Origin of the sequence: Nocardia sp. NPDC057440, assembly GCF_042802915.1 — a bacterium.
GTDB lineage: Bacteria > Actinomycetota > Actinomycetes > Mycobacteriales > Mycobacteriaceae > Nocardia.
Map to the genome: position 1 here is coordinate 135,452 of NZ_JBHVDF010000005.1, position 23,931 is coordinate 159,382.

Below are 23,931 nucleotides of genomic sequence, written 5' to 3' on the forward strand. Positions count from 1 at the left end.
CCCCACACACACCTCCCCACCCCCCCGGCGCATTTGAACCCCACCCCCCCCCCACCCCCCCCCCCCCCCCGGCCCCCCCCCCCCCCCCCCACGCCGGGGATGACGTCCATCGCGCCGAGCATGTCGGCGAAGGTGTTGTCGCCCTTGGACCGCAGTGACTCGATCGCCTGGTCCTTGCTGATGCCCTCGGGCAGCTGCTTGCCGACCACACCGTCGAAGACCAGGTTGGTCGCCTTGCCCATGATGTACGGACCCAGCGTATTGAGCACCACCGCGGTGATGACGAGCAGCACGATCACCACGACGTACACCCGTTCCGGGGCAAGCCGGGCGAGCAGCCGCTTCAACGACGGCTTGAAAGACTTCGCCTTGGCGTCCGGCGCACCGGGATTCGGCGTTCCTGGCCTCATCGCACCTCCTCCGCGCTGAGCTGCGACGCGACGACTTCCTGATATTCCGGACAGTCACGCATCAACTGTTCGTGGGTGCCGATCCCGGCCATCGCACCGTCCTCGAGCACCACGATCTGGTCGGCGTCGCGGATCGTGGAAATCCGTTGCGCCACAATGATTACCGATGCGTCCCTGGTCTCCGGCCGGAGCGCTCCGCGCAGCCTGGCGTCGGTGGAGACGTCCAGCGCGGAGAACGAATCGTCGAACAGGTAGATCCGCGGCTTTTTCACCAGTGCCCTGGCGATGGCAAGACGCTGCCGCTGACCACCAGAGACGGTCGTGCCGCCCTGGGCGACCGGCGCCTCCAGCCCCAGGGGCATGTCCCGCACGAAGTCGTCGGCCTGTGCGATTTCCAGAGCCCGCCACAGGTCTTCGTCGGTGGCGTCCGGCTTGCCGTAGCGGAGATTGCTGGCGATCGTCCCGGAGAACAGATACGCCTTCTGCGGTATCAAGCCGATCTGCTGACGCAGCAGTTCGAGGTCGATGTGACGGACATCGGTCTCGCCGACGTAGACCGCGCCGTCGGTCACGTCGATCAGCCGGGGAATCAGATTGAGCAGGGTCGTCTTGCCCGCACCGGTGGACCCGACGATCGCGGTGGTGGTGCCGGGTTTCACCTTGAACTCGATGGCGCGCAGCACCGGCTTCTCGGCGCCGGGAAAGGCGAACTCGGCGAACGCGATGTCGATCGATCCGGGATCGCCTTTGAACGGCTGCGGCAGTCGCGGCGGCAATACCGAGGATTCGGTCTCCAGCACCGCACCGATCCGGTCGGCCGAGACCGCGGCGCGCGGCGCCATCATGGCGAGGAACGAGGCCATCATGACGGCCGTCAGGATCTGCATGATGTAGGACAGCATCGCGGTGAGCGAGCCGATCTGCATGGTCCCCGCGTCGATCGCATGGCCGCCGAACCAGATCACCGCGACGGCGGTGACATTGCTGATCAGCATCACCAGCGGGAACATCAGCGCCGCCAGCCTGCCGACCTGCAGCGCGGTGTCGGTCAGCTCGGTGTTCGCGACGCCGAAGCGCCAGGTCTCCTGCCGCTCCCTGACGAACGCGCGCACCACGCGGATACCGGTGATCTGCTCGCGCAGCACCCGGTTCACTTCGTCGATCTTGGCTTGCATGGCGCGGAAGCCGGGCACCATCCGCGCGACGATGAAGCCCATCGAGATGGCGAGTGCGGGCACCGCGATGAGCAGCAGCCAAGACAGGCCGAGGTCTTCGCGCAGCGCCATCACCACGCCGCCGACGCACATGATCGGCGCCATCACCAGGATGGTCGCGGACATCACGACGAGCAGCTGAACCTGCTGCACATCGTTGGTGGTGCGGGTGATCAGCGACGGCGCACCGAACATCCCGACCTCGCGGGCGGAGAAGGTGCCGACCCGGTGCAGCACCGCGCCACGCAGATCCCGCCCCGCGGCCATCGCGGCCTGAGCGCCGAGATAGACCGAAAACGCGGACGCGACGATCTGCACACAGGTCACCGCGAGCATCCACAGCCCGGTGTTCCAGATGTAGCCGATATCACCTTTGGTGACGCCGTTATCGATCAGGTCGGCGTTCAGACTGGGCAGGTACAGCATCGCGATGACGGAGATCAGTTGCAGGACAACGACTCCCGTCAATTGTGCCCGGTAGGGGTACAGATACGTACGCAGCAATCTGATCAACATGATGCTTGGCAGGCTACCTGCAAACGGGGAGGCGGGTCGCGATGATTATCGACCAGCGGCACTGCACCGTGCGCTTTACCTGCGCGCCCACGCGCCAGGGTCCTCGGTCAGCGCGTCGATGAATCCAGGCAGCTCGTCCAGCGCGATGTCCTGGATGGAGACGTTTTCCAGCACCGCGCGAATATTCACCCGCAGCGCGATCCAGACCTGTTGCAACGGCTCGGCCGCGCCCGGATAGTTCACATCCTCCGGGCGCTCACCGCGCACCGAAGCGAGCGGTCCCTCGATGGCCCTGATCACGTCGGCGATGGAGATCTCGGCGGGCGGACGGGCCAGCCAGTAGCCGCCATCGGGGCCGCGCCTGCTGATCACCAGATCGGCCCTGCGCAGCTCGGCGAGGACGGTTTCCAGCACCTTCGGCGGAATGCGCTGCGCGGTCGCGATGACATCGGCCTTGACCACAGCGGCGGCCGTGATCACCGGGCCGGCTTGCGCGAGCGGGGTCGCATCGAGGGCCGGGACGTCGGCGGGCGGCTGGGCCTGGCTCACCCGCGGTGCGCGGGCGATCTCGAGCAAGGTCCGCACCGCGTAATCGACCTTCGCGGTGATGTGCACAGCACCAACCCCCTGAACTCTCCGATGACCTGGTCGAATCTACGCGGTACCGCAGGCGGTCAATACACAGGTCGCCGCGTCCAGCAGTGTCGATTCCAGCAGCGAGTCGGCCGCGCCCGGCACGAACTCCTTGGAAAGCAGCGCTACCCCGAGCACTTCCAGCGCCGCGCACGCGCGCAGCATCGCCTCGTCGTCCGCGTCCGGCCCGGCCAGCCAGGACCGCAGGCGTTGATTCGAATCCATCATGTCGGGGTACCGGTCTGCCATGGCGTTGATGATCGCCACGGTGTCGCGCACGCACAGGGCCCCGGCGTCGCGGTTGCGGATCATTCCGCGCAGATAGGTGCGCAGCACGGCGCGCACGCCCTCCGCGTCGTGCGGCACCGCGTCGATGTCTTCGACGACCGCGCGCATGTGATCGATGATCGGATCGATGATCGCGAGGAGCAGATCGAGCTTCGAAGCATAGTGATAGTAGAGCGATGCCTTTGTGATTCCTACCGCATCTGCGACCTCGCGCAGGCTCGTCTGCTCGAATCCTTTGGCTCCGAACAGCCTCACCGCAGCGTCGCGAATCGCGATTTTGGTCCCGCCACCTGCGGTAACGGTGTCGGACGCGGCACGGACGGCCATGGATGATCCTCTTATCACTCGTGCGCTGAACTAACGTTGCCACCAAAATTGAGGTTGTACCTCCGCTTAGGCAATAGGTAGTCTACCTACCGCACGGTAGGCAGAAAGCGTCAGTGGAGGCGGGGGCGGCAGGGCACCCCGCGAGTGCTGTCTACAGGCCGAGAACCAGCACCCCCCAGTCATCGCTAGGAGAATCCCTCGTGTCCGTTTATCTGTATAGATGGGGAAAGTTCGCTTTCCGCCGGAAATGGATAGTGCTTCCGGTCTGGCTCATCCTCTTCGTCCTCCTCGGCGGCCTCGGGGCCCAGCTGAAGGAGCCGATGAGCAACGACTTCAGCATGCCGGAGCTACCGTCCGCACGCGCGAACGACATCCTCGACAAGCACTTTCCCGGCGCATCGGACGCCTTCAAGTTCGACGCCGTCACCGGAACGTATGTGATCGGCGCGCCCGCTGGGCAGAAGCTGACCGACCCGGCGAACCGTGCGGCACTGGACGCGTTCATCGCCAAGCTCGGCGGCTTGGATATCGTCGACCACAGCAAGCCGGTCGCGAACCCGATCGAAGCGGCCGAGAAGATGGGCTGCCTGGCCAACCCCGATCCGTCGCAGTGCAGCGGCGCTCCGCTGAATGTGCTGAGCAAGACCGCGCCCGATTCGGTCGCGTTCATGAGCGTGCCGTTCTCGATCAAGAAGTTCACCGACGTCACCGACGAGCAGCGCACCGCGGCCTACGACGTGGCCGCTGACGCGCGCAACGCCGGACTCACCGTCGAGATGAGCGGCTCGATCGCGACCAAGCAAGAGGCGCCGAGCGGCAAGTCCGAGCAGATCGGCATGGGCATCGCGCTCGTCGTCATGATCGTCGCGTTCGGTGCCATCGTCGCCGCCTTCGTCCCGATCATCACCGCGATCGTCGGCCTCGGTGCGGCCACCTCGCTGATCTTCCTCGGCACCTCGGTGATCGAGGTCCCGAGCTTCACCACCTTCCTCGCCTCGATGATCGGTATCGCGCTGTCGATCGACTACGCGCTATTCATCGTCTCCAGGTACAAACATGAACTGGCGGTGCAGGATTCGCCGGAAGAGGCCGCGGGAACCGCACTCGGCACCGCAGGCTCGGCCGTGGTGTTCGCGGGTCTCACCGTGATCATCGCGCTCGGCGGTTTGAGCATCGTCGGCGTCGAGTTCCTCACCTTCATGGGCCTGGGTGGCGCGATCGCCGCCGCGTTCGCGGTGCTCACCGCCATCACGCTGATGCCGGCGCTGATCGGCGCGTTCGGCCGGTTCCTGTTCAAGCCCAAGCTGCCGTTCGTCGCCAAGCACGATCCGGAAGACGACACCTCGATCAGCAACGGCCAGCGCTTCGGCAGGCTCATCGGCAAGGCCCCCGCCGTCACGCTGCTGCTCAGCGTCGTCGTCCTCGGCCTGCTCGCCGCGCCCGCGGCCGGCCTGAACCTCGGCCTGCCCGGCGATGACAGCATGCCGAAGACCTCGACTGTCCGAAAGGCGTACGAGCTGCGCACCGAGGGCTTCGGGGAAGGCAGCAACGGCGTGCTGAACGTCGCCGCCGACCTCACCGGCGTGCCTGCCGAACGCCGCGTGGACGCGGTCAACGCACTGCGCAGCAAGCTCGCGTCCTACTCCGGCATGGACTACGTGACCGAGCCGCAGTGGAGCGGCGACGACAAGGCCGGTGCACTGCTGAACGGCGTGCCGAAGTCGGGTCCGAACAACCAGGCCACCAAGGATCTGGTCAGCGACGCTCGCGACGCCGAGGGATCGCTGAAATCCGAGTACGGCATGGAATACGGCATCACCGGCACCACGGCGATCTTCGCCGACGTCGACCATGTGCTGCTCGGCAAGATCGTGCCGTATCTCGCCATCGTCGCGGGCGCCGCGTTCCTGCTGCTGATCCTGGTGTTCCGCTCGATCCTGGTGCCGCTGACGGCAGCGCTCGGGTTCCTGCTCTCGATGGCGGCGACCTTCGGCGCGACGGTGCTGATCTTCCAGGAGGGCAAGTTCGGGCTGATCGACGACCCGCACCCGATCATCAGCTTCCTGCCGATCATGTTGATCGGTCTCGTGTTCGGCCTCGCCATGGACTACCAGGTGTTCTTGGTGACCCGGATGCGCGAGGAGTTCGTACACGGCAAGTCCCCCAAGGACGCGATGGTCAGCGGCTACCACCACGGTGCCCGCGTGGTCACCGCGGCCGCGATCATCATGATCTCGGTGTTCGGCTCGTTCCTGCTGGAATCCGATGCCACGGCGAAGTCGTTCGGTTTCGCGCTCGCGGTGGGTGTGCTGCTCGACGCCTTCATCGTCCGGATGGTCCTGATCCCGTCGCTGCTGGTGCTGATGGGCAAGTGGTCCTGGTGGATGCCGAAGTGGCTCGACCGGATCCTGCCCGACATCGACGTCGAGGGCTCGAAGCTGCGTGAACTGCAGCAGCAGTCCGTCGGGGTGGACAAGGAGCCGGTCCCGGTCGGCTGAGCCGTCCGCCGCTGAGACAACCGCTCGGCCCCGCACCCGAAACCTGGGTGCGGGGCCGAGTGCTTTCCGTCCGGGTTCTCGATCTTGTGCGCGCTCGGCAGCAGACTCAGAGAATCGTCGCGGGGGCCGCGTTCCTGCTGCTGACCCTGGTGTCGGATCCTTCCCGCTGGAATCCGACGCCACCGCGAAGTCGATGGGTTTCGCGCTCGCGGCGGGCGTGCTGTTCGACGCGTTCATCGTCCGGATGGTCCTGATCCCGTCACCACTGGTGCTGATGGGGAAATGGGCCTGGTGGATGCCGCGCTGACTGGACAAGACCGTGCCCGATATCGATGTGGAGGGTGCGCTGCGCGGACAGCCGCACCCGGAGTCGGTGACGGTACCGGCCGCTTTCGGCTAGGTACGACAAAATTCCCGCGCCCCCATTGGTTGGGGGCGTGCTCATGTCGGCCGCACCTACTGGCTGGGTTGGGGCAACAGGCAGTCGGTGACCGTGGGGTTCAAACCCGCGTAGTTGAGTGGGCCTGCGAGGGCAGTGACGGCAATGGTGCCCCAACCTGCGCAATTGAGTGGGCCACTATCGAAATTGTGGCGCTGACCGGCGGCGATAAGGCCGATGGCCAACCAGACGAGGAGCATTGTGCTCAGCAGCCGAGTACCCCTTCGGTGTACCGGTCGTGCGTCGATCGGTCGCTCGCGCATTGTCATCGCCTTCTTTCTGCACTCGCGTCTACCGTGAGTACCCCCGTTGACTCCAATCACTCCCCGCGCGAGGCAACACAATCTGCGATACAGTCCGTCACATGCTCCACGCTTCTAATCAACCGACCAGTCTTTTGCCTGCCACTTAGAGCGCCTATCTTTCGCTCGTGAAGGCAATGCCGCCGATGGCGAACCCGCTCCCCACCGCTCGGCCACCGGCCTGTACTACGTCGACGCCCGTCGCCTGACGGACCCTCCCGCTCGAATCCCGGACATCCCAGCCCATTCGTGCTGAAACCGAATGCGAAACGCCTGGGTGATCGCGCGCACTACCAGCGCGCGCCGATCCCCACGGCCATGTCCAATCCCCCTCCCGCACAACCGAATACGAGATACGACCGCGCACCCCCGGCACTCACCGGTGGCGTAGGCGCGTGTCCGCAGAATGGAGTCAACCGTGGTTATCGGCCCGGTCAAAGAAATCCCACCCACCGTTGCGTTACCGCAATCACACTCCGGCAGAACAGCTTCCATGTTCGGCAGCGCGCCCGTCCTCATCCTCGCCGCCATGCTCAGCATCCAATTCGGCGCCATCATCGCCAAGCAGCTGTTCGACATCCTCGGCACCGGCCCGACCGCGGCCCTACGGCTGCTGATGGCAGGCATCATCGCGATGGTGCTGTGGCGGCCGTCGCTACGTATCGAACGACACGCGGTGCCCGGCATCATCGGGCTCGGAGTGTCTGTGGCCGTGATGAATTCGTTCTTCTACGCGGCGATCGATCGCATTCCGCTCGGCATCGCGGTCACCATCGACTTCCTGGGGCCGCTCGGCGTCGCGGTCGCGACCTCGCGCCGCGGCCGCGACCTACTGTGGGCGCTACTGGCCGGCGGCGGCGTGCTGCTGCTGATGAAAACCGGTGGACCCATGTCCTGGACCGGCGTGCTGTTCGCGCTGCTCGCGGCCGCGGGCTGGGCCAGCTACATCGTGTTCAGCAAGGTGGTCGGCGAACACACCTCGGGCCACGACGGGCTGGCATGGGCATTGGGCTTCGGCGCAATCCTCGCGCTGCCCCTGGTCGCGGCGGACGCAAGCTCGGCACTGTTCGACCCGATCGTGCTGCTCGGCGTCGTCGGTATCGCTGTGCTGTCTTCCTTGGTCCCGCACGCCATCGAACTCCAGGCACTGCGCCGAATCACAGCCTCGACGTTCGGGGTCCTGATGAGTTTGGAGCCTGCGGTCGCGGCCGGCGTGGGGCTGCTGCTGCTCGGTGAGGGGCTGCACCTCACGCAATGGATCGGAGTCGGCCTGGTCATCGCCGCGGCGGCGGGGGCTGCCCGCCTCACGGGAGAGCCGAAAACCCAACAGTCGCAGTCGCAGTCGCAGTCGCAGTCGCAGTCGCAGTCGCAGTCGCAGTCGCAGTCGCAGTCGCATCGAGAGATCGTCGCGGTGTAGGACGGCACCATCTATCGCACCCGTTCCGGCGCGCAAGCGTTCCCCTGCACGCCGGAACGGGGCGAGTCCCGCGCCCTCGGGACACCGCGGCTATGAACTCGGTTGCGGGACATTGCAGTCCGCAACCTTGGGGTTCACGCCCATGTAGTTGAGCGGGCCGACCAGCACGGTCAACGCGATCGAGCCGAACCCGGCGCAATTGATCGGACCGCTGTCGAAATAGTTACGCTGGCCCGCCGCGATCACGCCGATGACCAGCCAGATCAGGACAAGAGCAGTGCCCCGTTTCATGTTTCACCTGCGCATCGTCGCGGCACGGGCCCTGCCACGACGTCTCCTGCCTGGCCTCGGTCCCGTGCTTCCTATCGAGCGGATACCCGCACGTGTGCCGATTATCCGCGTAAGCGCGCAACCCGCCCACACATTCGCCGACGTTTGCGTGCCGCGCCCTCGGGCCGCACTGTTGCGGTGGACCACCGCGAACGGCGGACCAACTGGCCGGCGCTGCCCTAACTGCTACGGACTAGGTTGCGGCACATTGCAATCCGAGATCTTCGGATTCACACCCATATAGTTGAGTGGACCGGCGATCACGGTGACGGCGATGGTGCCGAACCCGGCGCAGTTGACCGGGCCGCTGTCGAAATAGTGTCGCTGACCCGCCGCGATCACGCCGATCACCAACCAGATCAGTACCAGCAGACTGCCAATTCTCATAGGACTCTCACTCATATATCTGCCGCGCATGTTTCCCACGCGGGCTCTTCGGCGGCGCATTGTCATCGCGTCCTTCCAGCACTCGTCTACTGCGCGTATACCCGCGAATTCGAAGATCACCCAGGGTCCGCCGCCGGATCTCGAGTCATCCGCCGCCCGAGAGGCTACGCAGCCCACCGAGTCCGAGCAGCCCAGCTCGCCCGGCGGAGCAGGCCGTACAACCAGCAGAAGCCCCGCACCGTATGCGCATCGATGCCGATGTCACACTCCGCCGCGGCGTTTCGTCTCCTCCTCAGATGACCGAAGGGAGCAGACGATGAAGATCGCAGTAGCTGGAGCAAGCGGGCGGATCGGCCGCGAGGTGGCCGACGTGCTGAAGAATCAGGGCCACGAGGTAGTGGCGATAGCCCGCGCCACCGGCGTCGACGTCTACACCGGCGAAGGTCTCGCCGAGGCGCTGACCGGTGTGCAGGTTGTCGTCGACGCGGTGAACGCACCGACCGCGGAAACCGACGCGGTGACGGACTTCTTCGGCACCACCGCCCGAAACCTGCAACAAGCAGCGGCCGAAGCCGGTGTCACCCGAATCGTCCTGGTCTCGATCATCGGCATCGACCCGTTCACCGCCGGTCACTACGCCGGAAAACTCGTGCAGGAACGCACCATGAACGAGGGCCCGGTGCCCGTGCAGATCCTGCGCGCCGCGCAGTTCCACGAGTTCACCGAGATGATGCTGGACTGGACCACTCGCGACGATGTGGCCTACGTCCCCGCAACCCGCACCCAACTCGTCGCCGCCCGCACCGTCGCCGAAAAACTGGCCGAACTCGCCACCGACGTAACGGCTCCCACCACGACCATCGAAATAGCAGGCCCGGAAGAGCTCAACCTCGCCGCGGCGACATCCCGACTGGCCGCCCGCCGCGGGACCCCCTCCCGAGTCGAAGAAATCACCGACCTCGAAGACCCCAACCACGAACTCCAAGCAAACGGTGCCCTACTCCCCGGGCCCGACGCGGTCCTCGCCGGACCAACCTTCGCCGAGTGGCTGGACCAGCACTACCCCGCCCGGCAGTCGCGCAGCGGACGGCGGCATGTCCCAGACGGCTTGGAGCAAGTCCTATCCGCGCGTATGGAGCGGCAATATATCCTCGACCAGTCCCGAAGCAGGGTCGACCAGCTGAACGGGACGCGACCCGGGAACAGGTGGTCCTGAGAGCCGTCGAGATGTCGGCGGAACAGGCCGGTATCGATCCCGCCCTTGTCCAGCGAGTATTCCGTGATCAGATCGACGCGACCGAGGTAGTGGAGCATGCCCGATTCGCCCAGTGGAAGCGCGATCCCGCGAGCGTTCCGACCACCGGGCTCGATCTGAGCGCATCCCGCGTCCTGATCGACCAACTGAATCGCACGATGGCCATCGGCCTGATTTCTACCGACTCGCTCAGTACGCCTCCACGAAGTCGGGGGAACATCATCGGCTCCGAGAAAGGAAGACCTGTGTGTGCACGGAATCCGGAAGGGGATTCGCAATAGTCTCCAGCCGGTTGGCGCAGATCTGCCAGGAGGTATCGGGCAAACTCGTCTCGATCTTCAAGCAGGAGGCGTACCACTACAAGCATCGCCACACCGAGGCGGTGACCAACCACATCAGGCACTCGCTCGGAATGACGGAAATGGAGGACGCGCGGGGTCGAACCATTGTGTGGACCCGTGACCTACCGCCCACCGACGAGCTCGTGCCGTTCCCCGCCCCCATCGATCGGGCCCTCGAGCTATTCGACCGCATGAGATCTGCGCGCCGCGCCAATGATGCCGCGATATACCGGGACAGGCATAGGCGCAACTTCTCCGAACTCTCCGCCAACGACGTGGAGGCGCTCAGAGTCTTGACTACTATCAACCGCAAACTCGACGATATCGCGGCGCAACGTCGCAAAGATCCGACGCAGTTCCGACGGGAGGTCACCGCAGAACTGAAAAAGATCTTGGATGGTAAACCCGTTGCGATACGGATGAAACCGGAGGCATTGGAGGCCGTTCTTCGCGACGGACGCTTCAAGTCGATGTTCGAAACCGGAAGGTCCGCCGGCGAGCCCTTGGTGGAACGCCGGGTCTGGCTAGAGCGCATCCAGTTCGGCTACGACCGCAGAACGCTACCGGACGACCAGCGTCCGATCTATGGATACGTGATGCTGAACGGGGAATATGTCGCGGCGACCGGACCCCACGGTCTCGGCTGGTACGAAAGGCCGGACGATACGTCTTGGAAAATGGGGATCGGCCACAGCGACCGTCTCAGTGCGTACGGAGAGGTGCAAGTGGTCCTCAAACCCGAAGTGCTGCAGCGGACCACTTTCACCATCGGCGACAGCATGAACGATCGGGAATCGGCCTTTCCCTCCCACATCTTGAATCCCCAGCCCGAGTCGTACCACGCTTTCCCGAAGTCGTCTGAGTCCGCTGCTTCCACGGAGCCCGGCCACCCGCTTCAAGCGGTCGACCGCCAATACCACACAGCCGCGTTCACCAAGGCGTCTTTCGCGGAGGCACAGGTCCACGGCAAAGTGACGCTGAACGATATCGACCATGTTCTGCTGCCCAGCGAACCGGCACCCGAGCTGCGCCGAGCGCTCGATGACAACGGCGTTGCGTGGAAAGTGCACAACAACGAAACCATCGCCCGAGACGGCACGCCGGCAGAGCGGGCCGCGGCGCGGGAACGGATCGCCGATCAACGACGCTGGCTCGACGACTCGATCGCGAAGCATATGCGCGAAACTGGTGTCGGCCCCAGCGATCCGGATGTGGCCACGGCCTACGAGCGCCGCGAGGTCTTCGACCGGGAATACGACATGCTCGCCCCGCCGCAGACCCCGCCGGGCGATACCAACGCCGTCCACAGCTCGCCGCATGAGACCTGAAGTACGCCCGTGAACAGGACTAGGAAATCGGTGAAGGCGACTTCGAACATGGGCCAGTCGGCAGTGATGCGATGCCACACTCCTGGTTCTGGGACGCCAGGCCCAAGGCATTGCCGGGTACGGATCGGTCCCCATTGCGCCACCCCCGGTGAATCGTCGGCGCAGAACTCCCCAAAGCTATCGACACCGCCCGCGGGCAGAAATGCGGCTCGACCGAGTCGACCATGTGCCGCGCTGTGACGCGGTCCCGTTCCGCCAACCAGACCAGCCGTCCGCTGCCCTCCGCCCGTCTACACCGCGACGATGTTCAGCAGCGGTCCGAGCCCTTTGAAGTCGTCTGGGTTGCGGGTGTACAGCGGCAAGCTGTACTGGACTGCTGTAGCCGCTATCTGGAGGTCGGCCACTCGTCCTCGGGGTTTGCGCCCGATCTGCTCGAGGAGAAAAGCCAACGACCCATACACGTTGGCCGTCTCGGCGTCGAACGCGAGTGGGTTGAACGATTTCGCGACCCACTGGAACTGGAGCTGGCGTTGGGCTTGCTTCATCGGATCTTTGGTGGAATGCAGTCCCGCAGCGAGTTCCGCAAGACTTATCGCACTGATGGCGGCTTCCGCTTCATCGGGCAGCGCTGATTGCACCTCGCGGTAATCGATAAGGACCGATGTGTCGAGCAGCACATGCCGGGAGATGGTGGGTTCACTCACGACCAGGGATCTCCTGATCGATCATCGCATCCATGTCGGCGCGCCACTCGTTGTAGTCGATACGCGGCAAGTGGGCGCTGGTGCGGGCGAGTTCGCCGATGGGCACGAACGTTCGCCGTGTCAGGGGCCTGAGTTCGGCGACAGGTTTGCCATTGCGGGTGATGGTGAAGCTCTCGCCGGCTTCGACTGCGGCGAGGACTTTGCCGCTGTCGTTGCGGAGGTCGCGTTGCTGGATCGTTTTCACACCCCCAGGCTACCCAAACTGCTACGTGGTGTACAGAATGCTACACGGGGCCGAGACGTTATCTGGTCCGGATCGATTCGCGTTCCGGACGCAGCGCTACCCGGCGGACGCCCAGTCGGCCACCCAGGCGCGGCCCGGCACAGCAACGTCACGCCACCGTGATCGGCGATGTGATCTCACCGCTTTACCCTCCGAGCAGACAAACACGGCCAAGCCGAGAGGTGCGCGAACCTTCACCTGCGTGAGGTCAGGACGAAGACCGGGATCTGACGGGTGGTCTTGCTCTGATAGTCGGCGTACGGCGGGTACGCCGCGACAGCGCGCTCCCACCACAGTGCCTTCTCCTCGCCGAAAACTTCGCGAGCGGTGTAGTCATCGGCATCCGTGCCGTCCCGCAACTCGACGTGCGGGTCGGCGGTGATGTTGTAGTACCAGACCGGGTGGTTGGGCGCTCCGGCCAGTGAGGCGACCACAGCGTATTCGCCATTGTGCTCGACCCGCATCAAAGGTGTTTTGCGTAGTTTTCCGGTCTTGTTGCCGATGGTGGTCAGCAGGATGACCGGCATGCCCAGTGCCGTCGTGCCTTCTGTGCCACCGGATTTCATTATTTGTTCGGCCTGGTTCGCGGCCCACTCCAGGGTGCCGCGTTCGTACTCTCCGGTCAGTGGCATGGTGATCGTTCCTTCCTGTTCAGGCGACGTAGGGCCGGGCGGCTTTAGGCCCCCCTTCACGTGGGCAGGAGCGCTGGCGGCTGCGCACCGGTCACGGCACGCGATGTCGGTGAGAAGACGGGCGACCTAGCGCTCGAGGATCATCAGGAGCTGGCGGCGGCTTCGCTCTGCAGCGGTGACACCCCGACGGGAGTGTTCTGCGCTGCCGCCAGCCACCACCGCCCGCCACGTTCGACCAGCACGTACATCGCCATCTCCGAGAACCCGTCGATATCGGCGGCCTGCCTGCGAATCTGCGTTACCACGACACCGGGCGCGGGGGTCAGTGCGGCGACCACCTCGAATCGCGACGGCGGTGCGACGTTCGCCGCCATCAGTCGGTGGTGGATCATGTTCAGCTCGGCATATCCGGCCACACTTGCCCCGAAAGGGCTGCCCCACAACACATCTGCCGCAAAGTCGGAGTCGTACCCGTCGGCGTCGCCGGCCCGCTGCAATCCGGCGGCGAACTCGGCCGCCACCTCATGCGCCCTCGCGCCACCCTCCGGATCACTCAGAGTAGGTCGAGTACCCATTTCTCATCCCTTCGTCCACTGCCGCCAATTCGAGTACAGCGTACTCGAATTGGCTTCCGTAATTCAAGTACGCTGTACGCAAGAAAGGGGAAGTGCATGTCCAGCCAGGAGAACACGACAATCTGGATGCGCCCGGAGGAGCTGGAGCGTTCCGGTCCGGGTCGTCGGCCTGGCTACAGTCGGGCCCAGATCATCGAGGCCGCCGTCAGGGTCGCCGACGAGGAGGGCCTGGATTCCGCGACGATGCGGCGAATCGCCGCCGAACTCGGCACCGGCGCGATGTCGCTGTACCGGTATGTGACCGGCCGCGACGACTTGGTCGACCTCATGATCGACGCCGCCTTGGGCGAGATCGACCTCCCCGCACAAACGAGCGGAGACTGGCGCAGCGACCTGTCGCTCGTCGCTGAGCAAATCCGCGCGGTCGGTTTGCGCCACCCCTGGCAGATCATCCTCGCCAATCGGCGCCCCGCCCTTGGGCCGAACTCCTTGCGCGTGCAGGAATTCGCAATGTCCGTACTCGACGGCTTCGGGCTGGACATCGATGAAATCGCCAGCCTCGTCGGAATGGTCAGCGACTACGCTCACAGCGCCGTCCACCGGGAGATCGGATGGCTGGAAGAAGCCCGCCGCACCGGCATGGACATGGCCCAGTGGATGAGTGGTTACGTCGGACCGTATGTCGCACGGATCGTCGCCGGCGGACAGTACCCGATGTTCAATCGTTCGATCAGACAGGCGCGGATCCCGCATCTACCCCCCGAGGAGCGCTTCCGGTACGGGCTCGACCGTGTGCTCAACGGCATCGCCGCCAGCCTTCCCGCCCAGAGCGGACAGGCGGTGCCCATCCCGGATGGTGCACAACCATCCTGCGCGCAGCACCCATCCTGACCACGATGACGGACGGGTGGCCGCTGTCTTCAAGACCGACGAAAAGCTTGACAGACGGCCGAATCTCGCGGCTGCCCGCGCGGTGACCTCGCCGAGTCCTCGCCTATGGTTTTGCCGACACAGATTCCTGAGCCCCAAGGCTCGGTCCAGCACCAGTCCGATTTCATCGAGGCACATGTCGACCGGTCGACACGGCCAAGACCAAATCCCCTACTACAGAGAAGAAAATAGCCCCTCACCTGCGCGGGCAGGTGAGGGGCTTTGGCGGTGGCGGAGGGATTTGAACCCTCGGAGGGGGGTTACCCCTCACACGCTTTCGAGGCGTGCTCCTTAGGCCGCTCGGACACGCCACCGCCGACAACCATACCGGACCACCGCCGGATCGATAAATCGCCTGCAAAGGCGGGAAATGCGCAGGTTCTGCGGCCACGGAAGCCCAGAGTCCGGCACTGAACGTTTTGTTTCAGCCCTTCACCCTCCGGCGTTCCGCACAGTGTGACGTGCGGCACGGAGTTGCTCGCGCATCGCCCTGGGGCCTTCTCTACCGTGGCTCCGCAATGCTGCGGGCTTCGAGAAAGCTCAGTACGGGTGCCAACTGCTCCGGGTGCTCTGTGATGAGGTTCGCGCAGCCGACCCTGTGCCCTTATGTCGCGGCGGTTGGTGACGACAGCGGTTTCACCGGACTACCCGATGCGCTTGCGTGGATCCCGAAACCCCTTGTAATGCCAGGGATTAACCAAACCGACGATGCCGTAGGCTGCCGCGGACCCGGCCGCGTCCGGCAATTCCGAACCGCACTCGCGTTGATAGCGATCGCTGATACATTCGCCTGATCCTGAACGGAAATCCGGCACATTGATGCTGGCAAGACGGGCTGGAGATACGCGAATAGGGGCAGCGGCGGCGTGGCAGGATTCGAGAGGATCCAGGAGGTTCTCTTGGGCGCTGCCCACCGGTGCGTCAGTGCGGCGCGGGCTCTGACCGGCGGGGTCAGTGGCCGGATCTACTCGGACACCGGCGGACTGCGCCACACTGCCGGCGAACTCGACAGCACCAACAACGATATCGCCGGCAGGTTCGGCGCGATCGACAATGAATTCGACGTGGTATCGAGCCCGCCGCCGCGGCCCCGACTCACGCTGGACAGGGACTCACCGCAGAGTTATCAAGACATTCGTTCCTGGGCAGAGCAGCACGTCAGCCCGCACCTCGCCGACGACAGTCGCTTTGTGGACGAGCGGGCTTGGGACGAAGCCATGCGGATGATGGACGACGATCTCCGCCGGCAGGGGGTTTCCGGGCGAGCACACGCCATGGCCATGGGTGACTGGGCCGATCGAATATTCGAGCAGACCTTCACCGACAGCGGTCGCCATTGGGCGCCATACGGCCCGTTCGATCGCGGACGCTTGTACGCCTGGCCACAGACCTACCGCGGCGACCAGCGACCGCCGGCCGAGATTTTCCAACACGGCTTCGAACCGCACGGCGACAACACCGATTTCCTGGACCACCTAGCTGAAGTCGACGACTCGAACTACGTGGCGACAGCGAGAGAGCTATCCGCCGCAAATGCGTTCAGGCAAGACGGCGGGCACGTCTATGTCATCGAGGATGCTCCTGGAGGCGTCGACGCGAACATGTGGAAAAAGCTGAACGACGCAGTGACGGAAAGGGACGAACACGAAGTGGCATACCAGGGAGGGATTCCGGCCGACAAGATCAAGGGAGTCCTGATAGACCCCGAGGACCCTTCGGCAGGAATCATCCCCAACCCCAATTTCCGGCCGAGGGATTGGCACGCACCGAGTACCTGAGCTGAGGCTCCGCTGTCCGGGCTCAGCGTTGGGCGCGGAAGAAATCGTCGAGAAGGGCCGCACACTCCGACTCGAGGATGCCGCCACGGACCTGAGGGCGGTGGTTCAGACGGCGGTCACGGACTACGTCCCACAGGGAGCCGACGGCGCCAGTTTTGGGTTCCCAGGCTCCGAAGATCAGGCGGCCCACCCGGGCAAGCACCAATGCGCCCGCGCACATTGTGCATGGCTCCAGGGTTACGGCGAGGGTCATGCCTTCCAGGCGCCAGCCGTCGCCGTGCACCTCCGCGGCGCGGCGCAGGGCGAGGATTTCCGCGTGGGCGGTCGGGTCGCCGAGGGCTTCCCTCGCGTTGGCCGCGCGAGCGAGTTCACGGCCCGCCGAATCGAATACGACCGCGCCCACCGGCACGTCACGGACGCCCGCGTCGCCTGCGGCGGCGATCGCGGCGCGCACCATGTCGGAGTCGGAGAGACCGTCTCTCAGCAAGCCCACGTCGGACGGCACACTGTCAGCGCGGCAGCTTGTCCAGCACCGCCGACAGCTCGTTGGAGAAGCCGAGCCGCTGGGCGATCATGCCGAGTTGTTCATCCGGGTACAGGTCGGTCTCGGCGAGGATCACGCTGAGCACGGGTTCGGGCAGGCCGAGATCGGCGAGGACGCCGAGGTCGCCTTCCTCCCATGGCTCGATGTCGTCGAGTTCGTCGGGGTCGATATCCGGGATTTCGACATTGAGAGCCTCGAGCACATCGGCGGCGATGTCGTAGTCGATCGCGGCCGTCGCATCCGATACCAGCATGCGGGTGCCGCTGGGCGCGGGCCGGAGCACGATGAAGAACTCGTCATCGATGTCGAGCAGTCCGAACACCGCGCCTGAACTGCGCAATGCCTTGAGCTCGTTCTCCGCCGCCGACAGATCGGTGAGTGCAGCCGAACTCAGCGGACTACACCGCCATTGCCCTTCTTCGCGGACAACGGCCACTGCGAACCCTTCTACGTCGTCGTAATCATCCGACGCCGCCCTGTTCGTGCCCGAGCGCTGTGCTGCCATGGCCGCAACGGTAGTCGGCTCGAGCCGAAATGTTGAAGTCGTATGCGAATCTGTTCCGGTGACTCGTGACCAGAAAGCACCCGTGTGCGTCCTCGGGACGGGCTTGATCGGGGGTTCGCTGCTTCGCGCGGCTGTCGGCGCGGGCTTCGACGCCTGGGGATACAACCGGTCGGAGCCGGGTGCGCAGGCCGCACGCGCCGACGGATTCGAGGTCACCGGCGATCTGCTCGGCGCGTTGACCCGGGCCGCGGACACCGACGCGACGATCGTCGTCGCGGTGCCGATGCCCGCGGTCGACTACATCCTCACGGAGGTTTCCGCCTTCGCGCCGAGGTGCACGCTCACCGATGTGGTGAGCGTGAAGGCTCCGGTGGCGGCGGCGGTGCGCAAGCACGGGCTGTCCGCGCGCTATGTGGGCGGCCATCCGATGGCGGGCACCTCCGAATCCGGCTGGACCGCCACCGATCCTGGCCTGTTTCACGGCGCGGCGTGGGCGGTCGGCGTCGACGAGGGCACGCACCCGGAACCATGGACGCGCGTGGTGCGGCTTGCGCTGGCCTGCGGTTCGGTGGTCGTGCCGGTTGTCGCGGACGAGCATGACAGCGCCGTCGCCAGGATTTCGCACCTGCCGCACGTGCTGGCCGAGGCGCTCGCGATCGCGGGTGACGGCGGCGGGGAGCTGGCGCTCGGGCTCGCCGCGGGCTCGTTCCGCGATGGCACCAGAGTGGCGGGGACCGCGCCGGACCTGGTGCGTGCGATCTGCGAACCGAATTCCGGGGCGCTACTCGCCACGTTGGACGACACGCTCACGGTGCTCGCCGCCGCCCGCGACAGCCTGCGAGAGACGGGATCGCTTGCGGATCTCGTCGACGCCGGGTTCGCGGCACGACAGCGCTACGAAACGGCGCAACGCTGGGAGATCACCGGCATCCGTCCTGGCGGCCACGACTGGCTGGAGCGGTTGCGCGACGCTGGTCGGCGCGGCGGGGTCATCACCAGCCTGGACTGAGGGGCCGCATGTTCGGCTGACCGCGATGCTGATCGAGCTTCGACCTACGCGGGCAGCTTCCGCTCGATGCGCAGCCTCAGCGCCGATCCGCGGGGAAAGGCGTCCGCGGCGACAGTCGTCCATGAGTGGACCGGGCATGGTCGGAGCGATCAACCGTGCTTCCGGTCACGCGTCACCGACCGGCGGGGGCCGCCGTCAAATTCGCTCGGCCAGGCCCGGGTAGTCCAGCAGGAAGCCGTCGGCGTCGACGGTGACAGTGGCGCTGGAGACCGGCGACAGGACGCTGATCCCATCCGTGCCGCTGCTGTACGTAAGGCTGGCTTCCTGGACGAGCAGATCGGGAAGGCGGACGTAGACGACCGGCACCTGGACATCGCCGACCGCGTGCTGCATGCCGAAACGGCGGATAGGCAGGGTATTGAAGAACGGGCTCAGTACGACATCCACGTCGAGCGCACCCGCGAAGGTGGAGCGCACGTGGCTGCCACCCGCATCCACCAGCCAGTAGTTCTCTTCGTCGCGTGCGATGGACGCGTGCCGCTCCCCCGCCGCGGTGGTGCTGCGCAGCGACAGCCGCTTGGTGACGCCGTTCTCATCGGTGACCAGATCGTAGGAGGCACTGAACGAGGGATGGTCCGCGCAGGCGCCACCGATCATCCGGCCCGCGGCGCGGATGCGGTTGCCGTTGAGCGTCACGCGCACCGACTCCATCCGCACGGCGTTGTGCGCACGCCAGGTGAGAATCGCCGGCCACCGCGATGCCGGTTGGCTGTCAGGGCCAGAGGCTGGGTTCGTCACGTATCTACCGTAAGGGACGCGGCCGTCGGCCCCGCATCACACCAGCGACTCGCGCCAGGCCGCATGCAGACCGGCGAACCGTCCGGTGCCGTCGATCAGGGCGTCGGGGGTGCCGTCCTCCACGATCCTGCCGGATTCCAGCACCAGCACCCGGTCGGCGATGGCGACGGTGGAGAGCCGGTGCGCGATGATCACCGCGGTGCGGTCGCGCAACACCGTTTCCAATGCCTGCTGGACCAGCCGCTCGCTCGGGATGTCCAGGCTCGACGTGGCCTCGTCGAGCACGATCACCGCGGGATCCGCGAGGAACACCCTCGCGAATGACACCAATTGCCGCTGGCCCGCCGAGAGCCTGCCGCCGCGCTTGCGCACATCGGTGTCGAACCCTTCGGGCAACGCCTGCACGAAGTCGTACAGGCCGATCGCGCGGGCCGCCGCGTACACCTGCTCGTCGGTGGCGTCGGGTCTGCCGAGCCGGATGTTGTCGGCCACCGATCCGGAGAACAGGTACGACTCCTGGGTCACCATCACGACATTGCGCCGCAGGTCGACGTCGGTCAGCTTGCGCAGGTCGATGCCGTCCAGGGTCACCGTGCCGCCGGACGGATCGTAGAAACGTGTCAGCAACTTGGCCAGTGTCGACTTGCCCGCACCTGTCGCGCCGACCAGGGCGATCACCTGGCCCGCCGGGATGTCCAAGGTGAACTCCGGCAGCACTGTGCGGGACCTGCCTTCCGGCTTCGATTCCTTGTCGAGCGCTATGCCGTTGGGCCGCAGCGTCTTTGTGTTTTCGCCACCCACCGCGGGCGCGGCCGGGCCCACCGCGGGCAGCGGCTCGGCATCGTCGGGCCGCGCATTCTCGCCGCCGTCGACCTGCTGCGCACCGGTCTCCGCGGGCCGGTTCGCACTGGAGTCGTATCCGAACCACACGCGATCCATCCCGATCGCGCCCGCGGCCTTGCCGAGTGAGGTCGGCTCGGTCGGTTCCGGCACCGACGGCTCCTCCTCCAGCACACCGGAGATCTTCTCCAGCGCCGCCGCCGCGGACTGATAGGAGTTGAAGACCTGGGCCAGTTCGTCGAGCGGACCGTAGAACTCATTGAGGTACAGCAGGTACGCGGCGAGGACACCGACCGCGAGGTCACCCTCGATCACCCGCCACGCACCGACGACGATGACGATCACGGTGGTCAGGTTGCCGAGCAGCCGGGTGAGTCCGGCGTAGTCCCCCATGCCGCGCATGGCGGCGGTGGTGGCCTGCCGATACTCCGAATCCTCCAGTGCCAGTACCGATTCGTTGCGTTGTTCGCGCCGGAAGGTCTGCACCGCGCGGATGCCGCCCATCGACTCGACGAACTGCACGACGACCTTCGCGATGGCGCCGCGCGTGCGCCGATAGCCCGCGCGCTGCCTGCGCTGCGCCCAGCGCGTGACGAGCACCAGTGGGACGAAACCGACGAGCACGATCGCGGCGAGTGTCTGATCGAGATAGACCAGCAGGACCGCGATGGTGAGCACCGAAAGGATCGCGCTCAGTGCCTGATTCAGCGCGCTCTCCAGCAGTTCCTGGAGTGTCTCGATGTCACCGGTCAATCGGGCGACAACCTTGCCCGAGGTGTACTTCTCGTGAAAGGCGACGCTGAGCCGCTGCATATGCTCGAACGAGCGGACCCGCAGGTCGAACAGCACGCTCTGACTCAGTGTGCCGGAGACCCGCAGGAAGAAGAACGTGGTGAGCACGCCGAGGCCGACTGTGCCGAGGTAACCGGCGACGGTGAGCGCCAACGGAGTCCAGTTGCCGCGGGCTCCCTCGGCGATGCCGGTGTCGAGACCGTGCGCGATGAACAGCGGCGCCGAAACCATCGCGGCGTTGTCCACCACGATCAGCACCATGGCGAGCACCGCGGTCTTGCGGTACGGCCGGACCAGATCGAGCAGCAGTCGCCGGGATCGACCGGCCAGCACCAGGTTTCCGGTCTGGGTGACCTCTTTGTCCTCACTGGCGATGCCGCGCCAATCGGCGACCGAATCCCGGGTGGCCGGTTCGGCCTCCCGCTGCGTGGTCGCCTCCGCTTCCGTCGTCATGATTCACCTCCCATCAGCTCGCGATAACGGCTGTTGGTCTTGAGTAGTTGATCGTGGGAGCCTTCGGCGACGATCCGGCCGTCGGCGAGCACCGCGACCCGGTCGGCCAGCGCCGCAGTGGACGGCCGATGCGCGACGAGCAGCGTGGTCGCTCCCGCCAACACGGTGCGCAGCCGTTCCTGCACGCGCTCTTCGGTTTCCACGTCGAGCGCCGACAGCGGGTCGTCGAGCACCATGATCCGGGTCCGATCACCCAGGCCCTGCCTGCCATGTCGAGTGCTCTGTGCGTTGTCGCTGACGGGGCCGAGCACCGCGCGGGCCAGCGCGAGTCGCTGACGCTGACCGCCGGAGAGACTGAGCCCCTGCTCACCGATCCTGGTGTCGAGCCCCCACGGCAGGTCATCCACGAAGTCCGCGGCCTGGGCGATGTCGAGCGCGCGGCGCACATCCACATCGGTGGCCTCGGGGTCACCGAGCGCGACGTTTTCGCGCACGCTCGCCGAGAACAGCACCGGATCCTCGAATGCGACCGAGACCAGCGACCGTAGATCCGACACCCGCATCGCGGAGATATCGATGCCATCGATGGTGATGACACCGTCGGAGACGTCGTAGAGCCGAGGAATCAGGTTGAGCAGCGCGGTTTTTCCGCTGCCCGTCGCGCCGACGAGCGCCACTGTCTCACCAGGGCGCACCTTCAGCGAGACATCGTGCAGCACCTCCCCTTTCGCGTCAGGGAAGGCGAACCGCACTCCGTCCAAAGTCAGCTCGCCCGCGATATGCGCGGGCAGCTCCACCGGGTCGGCGGGATCGGTGATGTCGACCGGAGTGTCGATGATCTCCCAGTACCGGTCCGCAGCGGTGCGCGAATCATTGAGCTCGGCAAGCAGGAATCCGGTCCAGATGATCGGCCACTGCAGGAACGTCGACAGCGTGATGGCCGCGACCAGGGTGCCGAGCGTCATCGTGCCGTGCGCGACGGCGTAGCCGCCGTAGCCGAGCGCGAAGGCGATCGCCAGTTGCGGCAGGCTCATCATGGCCGACCACAGTGTCGCGTCCAGCCGGACCTTGAGCATTTCGGTCTGCTGCAGTTCGCGCGACTGCGCGGTGAAGCGCCCGCCGAAGAACACGCCGCGGCCGAACGCTTTCAGCACCCGGACGCCCTGCGCCGACTCCTCGGCCGTTGTCGCAAGATCGCCGGACTGATCCTGCGAGCGCCGCGACGCCACCTCATAGCGCCGCACGAACCGCGTGCAGATGTACACCAGCGGGATCGAGATGATCCCGAAGATCAACCCGATCTGCCAGCTCAGCGCGCACAGCACCAGCAGGCCGACGGGAATGATGACGAAGTGCAGCACCAGGAACGGGCCCGCGAACGCGACGAACCGGCGCAGCGTGGCCAGATCATCGATCGCGCGTGAGAGCAGCTGTCCCGATTCCCAGGCGTCGTGGCGCCCGATCGCCAGCGACTGCAGTTTGCGGAAGATCTTGGCGCGCATCGAGATTTCGAAGTGTGTCGCGGGTTTGGAAACCAGCCATCGGCGTCCCCACACGCCGAGTGCCTCCAGCAGGCCGAGTGTCAGCACCGCGAGCACCGGCAGGACCGCGCCGGAGAAATCGCGATGGGCGATCGGGCCATCGATGATGCGCGCGATCAGCAGCGGGATCACGATCGCGGTCAGGGTGGCGACCACGGCGAGCGCCGTCGCGCCGATCAGCGCGGCGCGAGACGGCCGGAGATATGGCAGAAACCGACGCAGCGAATGCAAGCGTCCAGGCGCGGCGGCAGCGAGCCGCTCTGGTCTATCGGCCTCCGATTCGACCGACGGCCGTTCGAGCATGACAGACAAAGCTCCCCCTCGTGGTCTGTGGATCGGCGGTGTCGCGAACAGACCTCCCAATGATGTTCGCATCGAGGTCCGACAATCCAGCGTCGCATTGCCGCGCGCTCCGGCCAACCGATTTTCCGGCTGGTCCGCGACCGGCGCACCGGTATCCGCAAGGGAAGTCACGCTCGGGCAGGTCGGAACCGCAGTCATGTCCACAGCCAACAACCTCGAGTTATCTCGAGGTCAAGCAAGCACGCGCCGGACCCGCCGGGCATAGACTCCGGAAGTGATCATCGTCGCCGGCTACCTGCGCGTCACCGACCGGGAGAAGTACCTCGCGAGCTGCCGCGAGGTCGTCGAGCTCGCCCGCGCGACCGAGGGCTGCCTGGATTTCAGCCTCGGCGCCGATCTGGTCGAACCGGATCGCGTCAACGTCTACGAGCGCTGGTCCACCCGTACCGCGCTCGACCGGTTCCGCGGCGCAGGCACCGAAGGCGACCTCGACGCCCAGATCCTTGGCGCCGAGGTCCGCGAATTCGACTACACCGACGAAACCCGGTTGTAGCGTCGG

Annotated in this window: 23 protein-coding genes, 1 tRNA gene and 1 pseudogene; 9 read left to right on the plus strand and 16 right to left on the minus strand. The window is 65.7% G+C overall.

The features are described 5' to 3' along the window. The 4 genes and pseudogenes from ACFU4Z_RS12155 to ACFU4Z_RS12170 all read right to left on the minus strand — a co-directional run. Positions 1 to 410 (minus strand): annotated as a pseudogene (locus ACFU4Z_RS12155) (hypothetical protein); the annotation flags it as partial. Beyond that, positions 407 to 2,140 carry an ABC transporter ATP-binding protein gene (locus ACFU4Z_RS12160; RefSeq protein WP_379061936.1) on the minus strand — a complete coding sequence of 578 codons (1,734 nt, stop codon included), beginning with the start codon at positions 2,138 to 2,140 and terminating at the stop codon, positions 407 to 409. The gene ACFU4Z_RS12160 and the pseudogene ACFU4Z_RS12155, both read right to left, overlap by 4 nt. Positions 2,141 to 2,215: 75 nt before the next feature. Continuing rightward, a complete protein-coding gene (locus tag ACFU4Z_RS12165) occupies positions 2,216 to 2,755 on the minus strand; it encodes an RrF2 family transcriptional regulator (RefSeq protein WP_379061938.1) in 540 nt (179 codons plus the stop codon). A gap of 39 nt (positions 2,756 to 2,794) precedes the next feature. Beyond that, complete coding sequence (locus tag ACFU4Z_RS12170) at positions 2,795 to 3,388, minus strand: TetR/AcrR family transcriptional regulator (RefSeq protein ID WP_379061940.1); 594 nt, start codon at positions 3,386 to 3,388, stop codon at positions 2,795 to 2,797. A gap of 200 nt (positions 3,389 to 3,588) precedes the next feature. On the opposite strand from ACFU4Z_RS12170, the gene ACFU4Z_RS12175 reads away from it, so the two are divergent. From ACFU4Z_RS12175 to ACFU4Z_RS12185, 3 genes are all read left to right on the plus strand, one after another. Then, the gene (locus tag ACFU4Z_RS12175) at positions 3,589 to 5,886 is read left to right on the plus strand and encodes an MMPL family transporter (RefSeq protein WP_379061942.1); all 2,298 of its coding nucleotides are present in this window, start codon (positions 3,589 to 3,591) and stop codon (positions 5,884 to 5,886) included. A gap of 193 nt (positions 5,887 to 6,079) precedes the next feature. Continuing rightward, the gene (locus ACFU4Z_RS12180; protein ID WP_379061944.1) at positions 6,080 to 6,193 is read left to right on the plus strand and encodes an MMPL family transporter; all 114 of its coding nucleotides are present in this window, start codon (positions 6,080 to 6,082) and stop codon (positions 6,191 to 6,193) included. A 927-nt stretch (positions 6,194 to 7,120) separates the two neighbouring features. Continuing rightward, on the plus strand, positions 7,121 to 8,044 hold the full coding sequence (locus tag ACFU4Z_RS12185; protein WP_379061946.1) for a DMT family transporter: 924 nt from the start codon (positions 7,121 to 7,123) through the stop codon (positions 8,042 to 8,044). A gap of 90 nt (positions 8,045 to 8,134) precedes the next feature. On the opposite strand, the gene ACFU4Z_RS12190 is transcribed toward ACFU4Z_RS12185, so the two are convergent. After that, positions 8,135 to 8,335 (minus strand): hypothetical protein, encoded by a 201-nt coding sequence (locus ACFU4Z_RS12190; RefSeq protein WP_328408144.1) that lies wholly within the window; start codon positions 8,333 to 8,335, stop codon positions 8,135 to 8,137. 225 nt (positions 8,336 to 8,560) lie between these two features. After that, entirely contained in the window at positions 8,561 to 8,761 is a 201-nt protein-coding gene (locus ACFU4Z_RS12195) for a hypothetical protein (protein ID WP_328408142.1), read from the minus strand. A 316-nt stretch (positions 8,762 to 9,077) separates the two neighbouring features. Between ACFU4Z_RS12195 and ACFU4Z_RS12200 the strand changes: the two genes are divergently transcribed. Together ACFU4Z_RS12200 and ACFU4Z_RS12205 are read left to right on the plus strand one after the other, a co-directional pair. Then, positions 9,078 to 9,977 carry an SDR family oxidoreductase gene (locus tag ACFU4Z_RS12200; protein WP_379061949.1) on the plus strand — a complete coding sequence of 300 codons (900 nt, stop codon included), beginning with the start codon at positions 9,078 to 9,080 and terminating at the stop codon, positions 9,975 to 9,977. Positions 9,978 to 10,308: 331 nt separating this feature from the next. Beyond that, positions 10,309 to 11,685: a hypothetical protein gene (locus ACFU4Z_RS12205; RefSeq protein ID WP_379061951.1), complete on the plus strand. Its 1,377-nt coding sequence runs from the start codon at positions 10,309 to 10,311 to the stop codon at positions 11,683 to 11,685. 290 nt (positions 11,686 to 11,975) lie between these two features. Here the strand turns inward: ACFU4Z_RS12205 and ACFU4Z_RS12210 are convergent, their stop codons facing one another. The 4 genes from ACFU4Z_RS12210 to ACFU4Z_RS12225 form a co-directional block, all read right to left on the minus strand. Further along, complete coding sequence (locus ACFU4Z_RS12210; protein ID WP_379061954.1) at positions 11,976 to 12,389, minus strand: type II toxin-antitoxin system VapC family toxin; 414 nt, start codon at positions 12,387 to 12,389, stop codon at positions 11,976 to 11,978. After that, positions 12,382 to 12,633: a type II toxin-antitoxin system Phd/YefM family antitoxin gene (locus ACFU4Z_RS12215; protein WP_379061956.1), complete on the minus strand. Its 252-nt coding sequence runs from the start codon at positions 12,631 to 12,633 to the stop codon at positions 12,382 to 12,384. The genes ACFU4Z_RS12210 and ACFU4Z_RS12215 overlap by 8 nt, the downstream gene beginning before the upstream one ends. Before the next feature lie 233 nt (positions 12,634 to 12,866). Then, on the minus strand, positions 12,867 to 13,304 hold the full coding sequence (locus ACFU4Z_RS12220; RefSeq protein ID WP_379061958.1) for a nitroreductase family deazaflavin-dependent oxidoreductase: 438 nt from the start codon (positions 13,302 to 13,304) through the stop codon (positions 12,867 to 12,869). Between the two features lie 143 nt (positions 13,305 to 13,447). Beyond that, the gene (locus ACFU4Z_RS12225) at positions 13,448 to 13,879 is read right to left on the minus strand and encodes a DUF4440 domain-containing protein (RefSeq protein ID WP_379061961.1); all 432 of its coding nucleotides are present in this window, start codon (positions 13,877 to 13,879) and stop codon (positions 13,448 to 13,450) included. 96 nt (positions 13,880 to 13,975) lie between these two features. Between ACFU4Z_RS12225 and ACFU4Z_RS12230 the strand changes: the two genes are divergently transcribed. Then, the gene (locus tag ACFU4Z_RS12230; RefSeq protein WP_379061963.1) at positions 13,976 to 14,770 is read left to right on the plus strand and encodes a TetR/AcrR family transcriptional regulator; all 795 of its coding nucleotides are present in this window, start codon (positions 13,976 to 13,978) and stop codon (positions 14,768 to 14,770) included. A 262-nt stretch (positions 14,771 to 15,032) separates the two neighbouring features. Here the strand turns inward: ACFU4Z_RS12230 and ACFU4Z_RS12235 are convergent. Continuing rightward, a tRNA-Ser gene (locus tag ACFU4Z_RS12235) sits at positions 15,033 to 15,123 on the minus strand. Positions 15,124 to 15,999: 876 nt separating this feature from the next. Here ACFU4Z_RS12235 and ACFU4Z_RS12240 point away from each other — a divergent pair. Then, the gene (locus ACFU4Z_RS12240; RefSeq protein ID WP_379061965.1) at positions 16,000 to 16,587 is read left to right on the plus strand and encodes a hypothetical protein; all 588 of its coding nucleotides are present in this window, start codon (positions 16,000 to 16,002) and stop codon (positions 16,585 to 16,587) included. A gap of 22 nt (positions 16,588 to 16,609) precedes the next feature. Here ACFU4Z_RS12240 and ACFU4Z_RS12245 read toward each other — a convergent pair whose 3' ends face one another. Beyond that, positions 16,610 to 17,044, minus strand: a complete 435-nt coding sequence (locus ACFU4Z_RS12245) for a nucleoside deaminase (RefSeq protein WP_379062533.1) — start codon at positions 17,042 to 17,044, stop codon at positions 16,610 to 16,612. 52 nt (positions 17,045 to 17,096) lie between these two features. Next, positions 17,097 to 17,636 (minus strand): tRNA adenosine deaminase-associated protein, encoded by a 540-nt coding sequence (locus tag ACFU4Z_RS12250; RefSeq protein ID WP_379061967.1) that lies wholly within the window; start codon positions 17,634 to 17,636, stop codon positions 17,097 to 17,099. A gap of 58 nt (positions 17,637 to 17,694) precedes the next feature. Between ACFU4Z_RS12250 and ACFU4Z_RS12255 the strand changes: the two genes are divergently transcribed. Next, positions 17,695 to 18,645, plus strand: a complete 951-nt coding sequence (locus ACFU4Z_RS12255; protein ID WP_379061970.1) for a prephenate dehydrogenase — start codon at positions 17,695 to 17,697, stop codon at positions 18,643 to 18,645. A gap of 195 nt (positions 18,646 to 18,840) precedes the next feature. Here the strand turns inward: ACFU4Z_RS12255 and ACFU4Z_RS12260 are convergent, their stop codons facing one another. The 3 genes from ACFU4Z_RS12260 to ACFU4Z_RS12270 are packed head-to-tail and all read right to left on the minus strand — an operon-like array spanning position 18,841 to position 23,372. Beyond that, a complete protein-coding gene (locus ACFU4Z_RS12260; RefSeq protein ID WP_379061972.1) occupies positions 18,841 to 19,443 on the minus strand; it encodes a putative glycolipid-binding domain-containing protein in 603 nt (200 codons plus the stop codon). Positions 19,444 to 19,479: 36 nt separating this feature from the next. Continuing rightward, a complete protein-coding gene (locus ACFU4Z_RS12265; protein WP_379061974.1) occupies positions 19,480 to 21,528 on the minus strand; it encodes an ABC transporter ATP-binding protein in 2,049 nt (682 codons plus the stop codon). Beyond that, positions 21,525 to 23,372, minus strand: a complete 1,848-nt coding sequence (locus ACFU4Z_RS12270) for an ABC transporter ATP-binding protein (RefSeq protein ID WP_379061977.1) — start codon at positions 23,370 to 23,372, stop codon at positions 21,525 to 21,527. The genes ACFU4Z_RS12265 and ACFU4Z_RS12270 overlap by 4 nt, the downstream gene beginning before the upstream one ends. A gap of 274 nt (positions 23,373 to 23,646) precedes the next feature. Here ACFU4Z_RS12270 and ACFU4Z_RS12275 point away from each other — a divergent pair, with 274 nt between their 5' ends. Continuing rightward, on the plus strand, positions 23,647 to 23,925 hold the full coding sequence (locus ACFU4Z_RS12275; RefSeq protein ID WP_379061980.1) for a putative quinol monooxygenase: 279 nt from the start codon (positions 23,647 to 23,649) through the stop codon (positions 23,923 to 23,925). The last annotated feature ends 6 nt before the right edge of the window (positions 23,926 to 23,931 follow it).

Bases quoted from the DNA above. Each gene is read 5' to 3' on its own strand.
- ACFU4Z_RS12160 (WP_379061936.1), bottom strand. From the start codon at position 2,140: ATGTTGATCAGATTGCTGCGTACGTATCTGTACCCCTACCGGGCACAA.
- ACFU4Z_RS12170 (WP_379061940.1), bottom strand. From the start codon at position 3,388: ATGGCCGTCCGTGCCGCGTCCGACACCGTTACCGCAGGTGGCGGGACC.
- ACFU4Z_RS12180 (WP_379061944.1), top strand. From the start codon at position 6,080: ATGGGTTTCGCGCTCGCGGCGGGCGTGCTGTTCGACGCGTTCATCGTC.
- ACFU4Z_RS12185 (WP_379061946.1), top strand. From the start codon at position 7,121: ATGTTCGGCAGCGCGCCCGTCCTCATCCTCGCCGCCATGCTCAGCATC.
- ACFU4Z_RS12190 (WP_328408144.1), bottom strand. From the start codon at position 8,335: ATGAAACGGGGCACTGCTCTTGTCCTGATCTGGCTGGTCATCGGCGTG.
- ACFU4Z_RS12195 (WP_328408142.1), bottom strand. From the start codon at position 8,761: ATGAGAATTGGCAGTCTGCTGGTACTGATCTGGTTGGTGATCGGCGTG.
- ACFU4Z_RS12200 (WP_379061949.1), top strand. From the start codon at position 9,078: ATGAAGATCGCAGTAGCTGGAGCAAGCGGGCGGATCGGCCGCGAGGTG.
- ACFU4Z_RS12220 (WP_379061958.1), bottom strand. From the start codon at position 13,304: ATGCCACTGACCGGAGAGTACGAACGCGGCACCCTGGAGTGGGCCGCG.
- ACFU4Z_RS12225 (WP_379061961.1), bottom strand. From the start codon at position 13,879: ATGGGTACTCGACCTACTCTGAGTGATCCGGAGGGTGGCGCGAGGGCG.
- ACFU4Z_RS12230 (WP_379061963.1), top strand. From the start codon at position 13,976: ATGTCCAGCCAGGAGAACACGACAATCTGGATGCGCCCGGAGGAGCTG.
- ACFU4Z_RS12245 (WP_379062533.1), bottom strand. From the start codon at position 17,044: ATGGTGCGCGCCGCGATCGCCGCCGCAGGCGACGCGGGCGTCCGTGAC.
- ACFU4Z_RS12250 (WP_379061967.1), bottom strand. From the start codon at position 17,636: ATGGCAGCACAGCGCTCGGGCACGAACAGGGCGGCGTCGGATGATTAC.
- ACFU4Z_RS12265 (WP_379061974.1), bottom strand. From the start codon at position 21,528: ATGACGACGGAAGCGGAGGCGACCACGCAGCGGGAGGCCGAACCGGCC.
- ACFU4Z_RS12270 (WP_379061977.1), bottom strand. From the start codon at position 23,372: ATGCTCGAACGGCCGTCGGTCGAATCGGAGGCCGATAGACCAGAGCGG.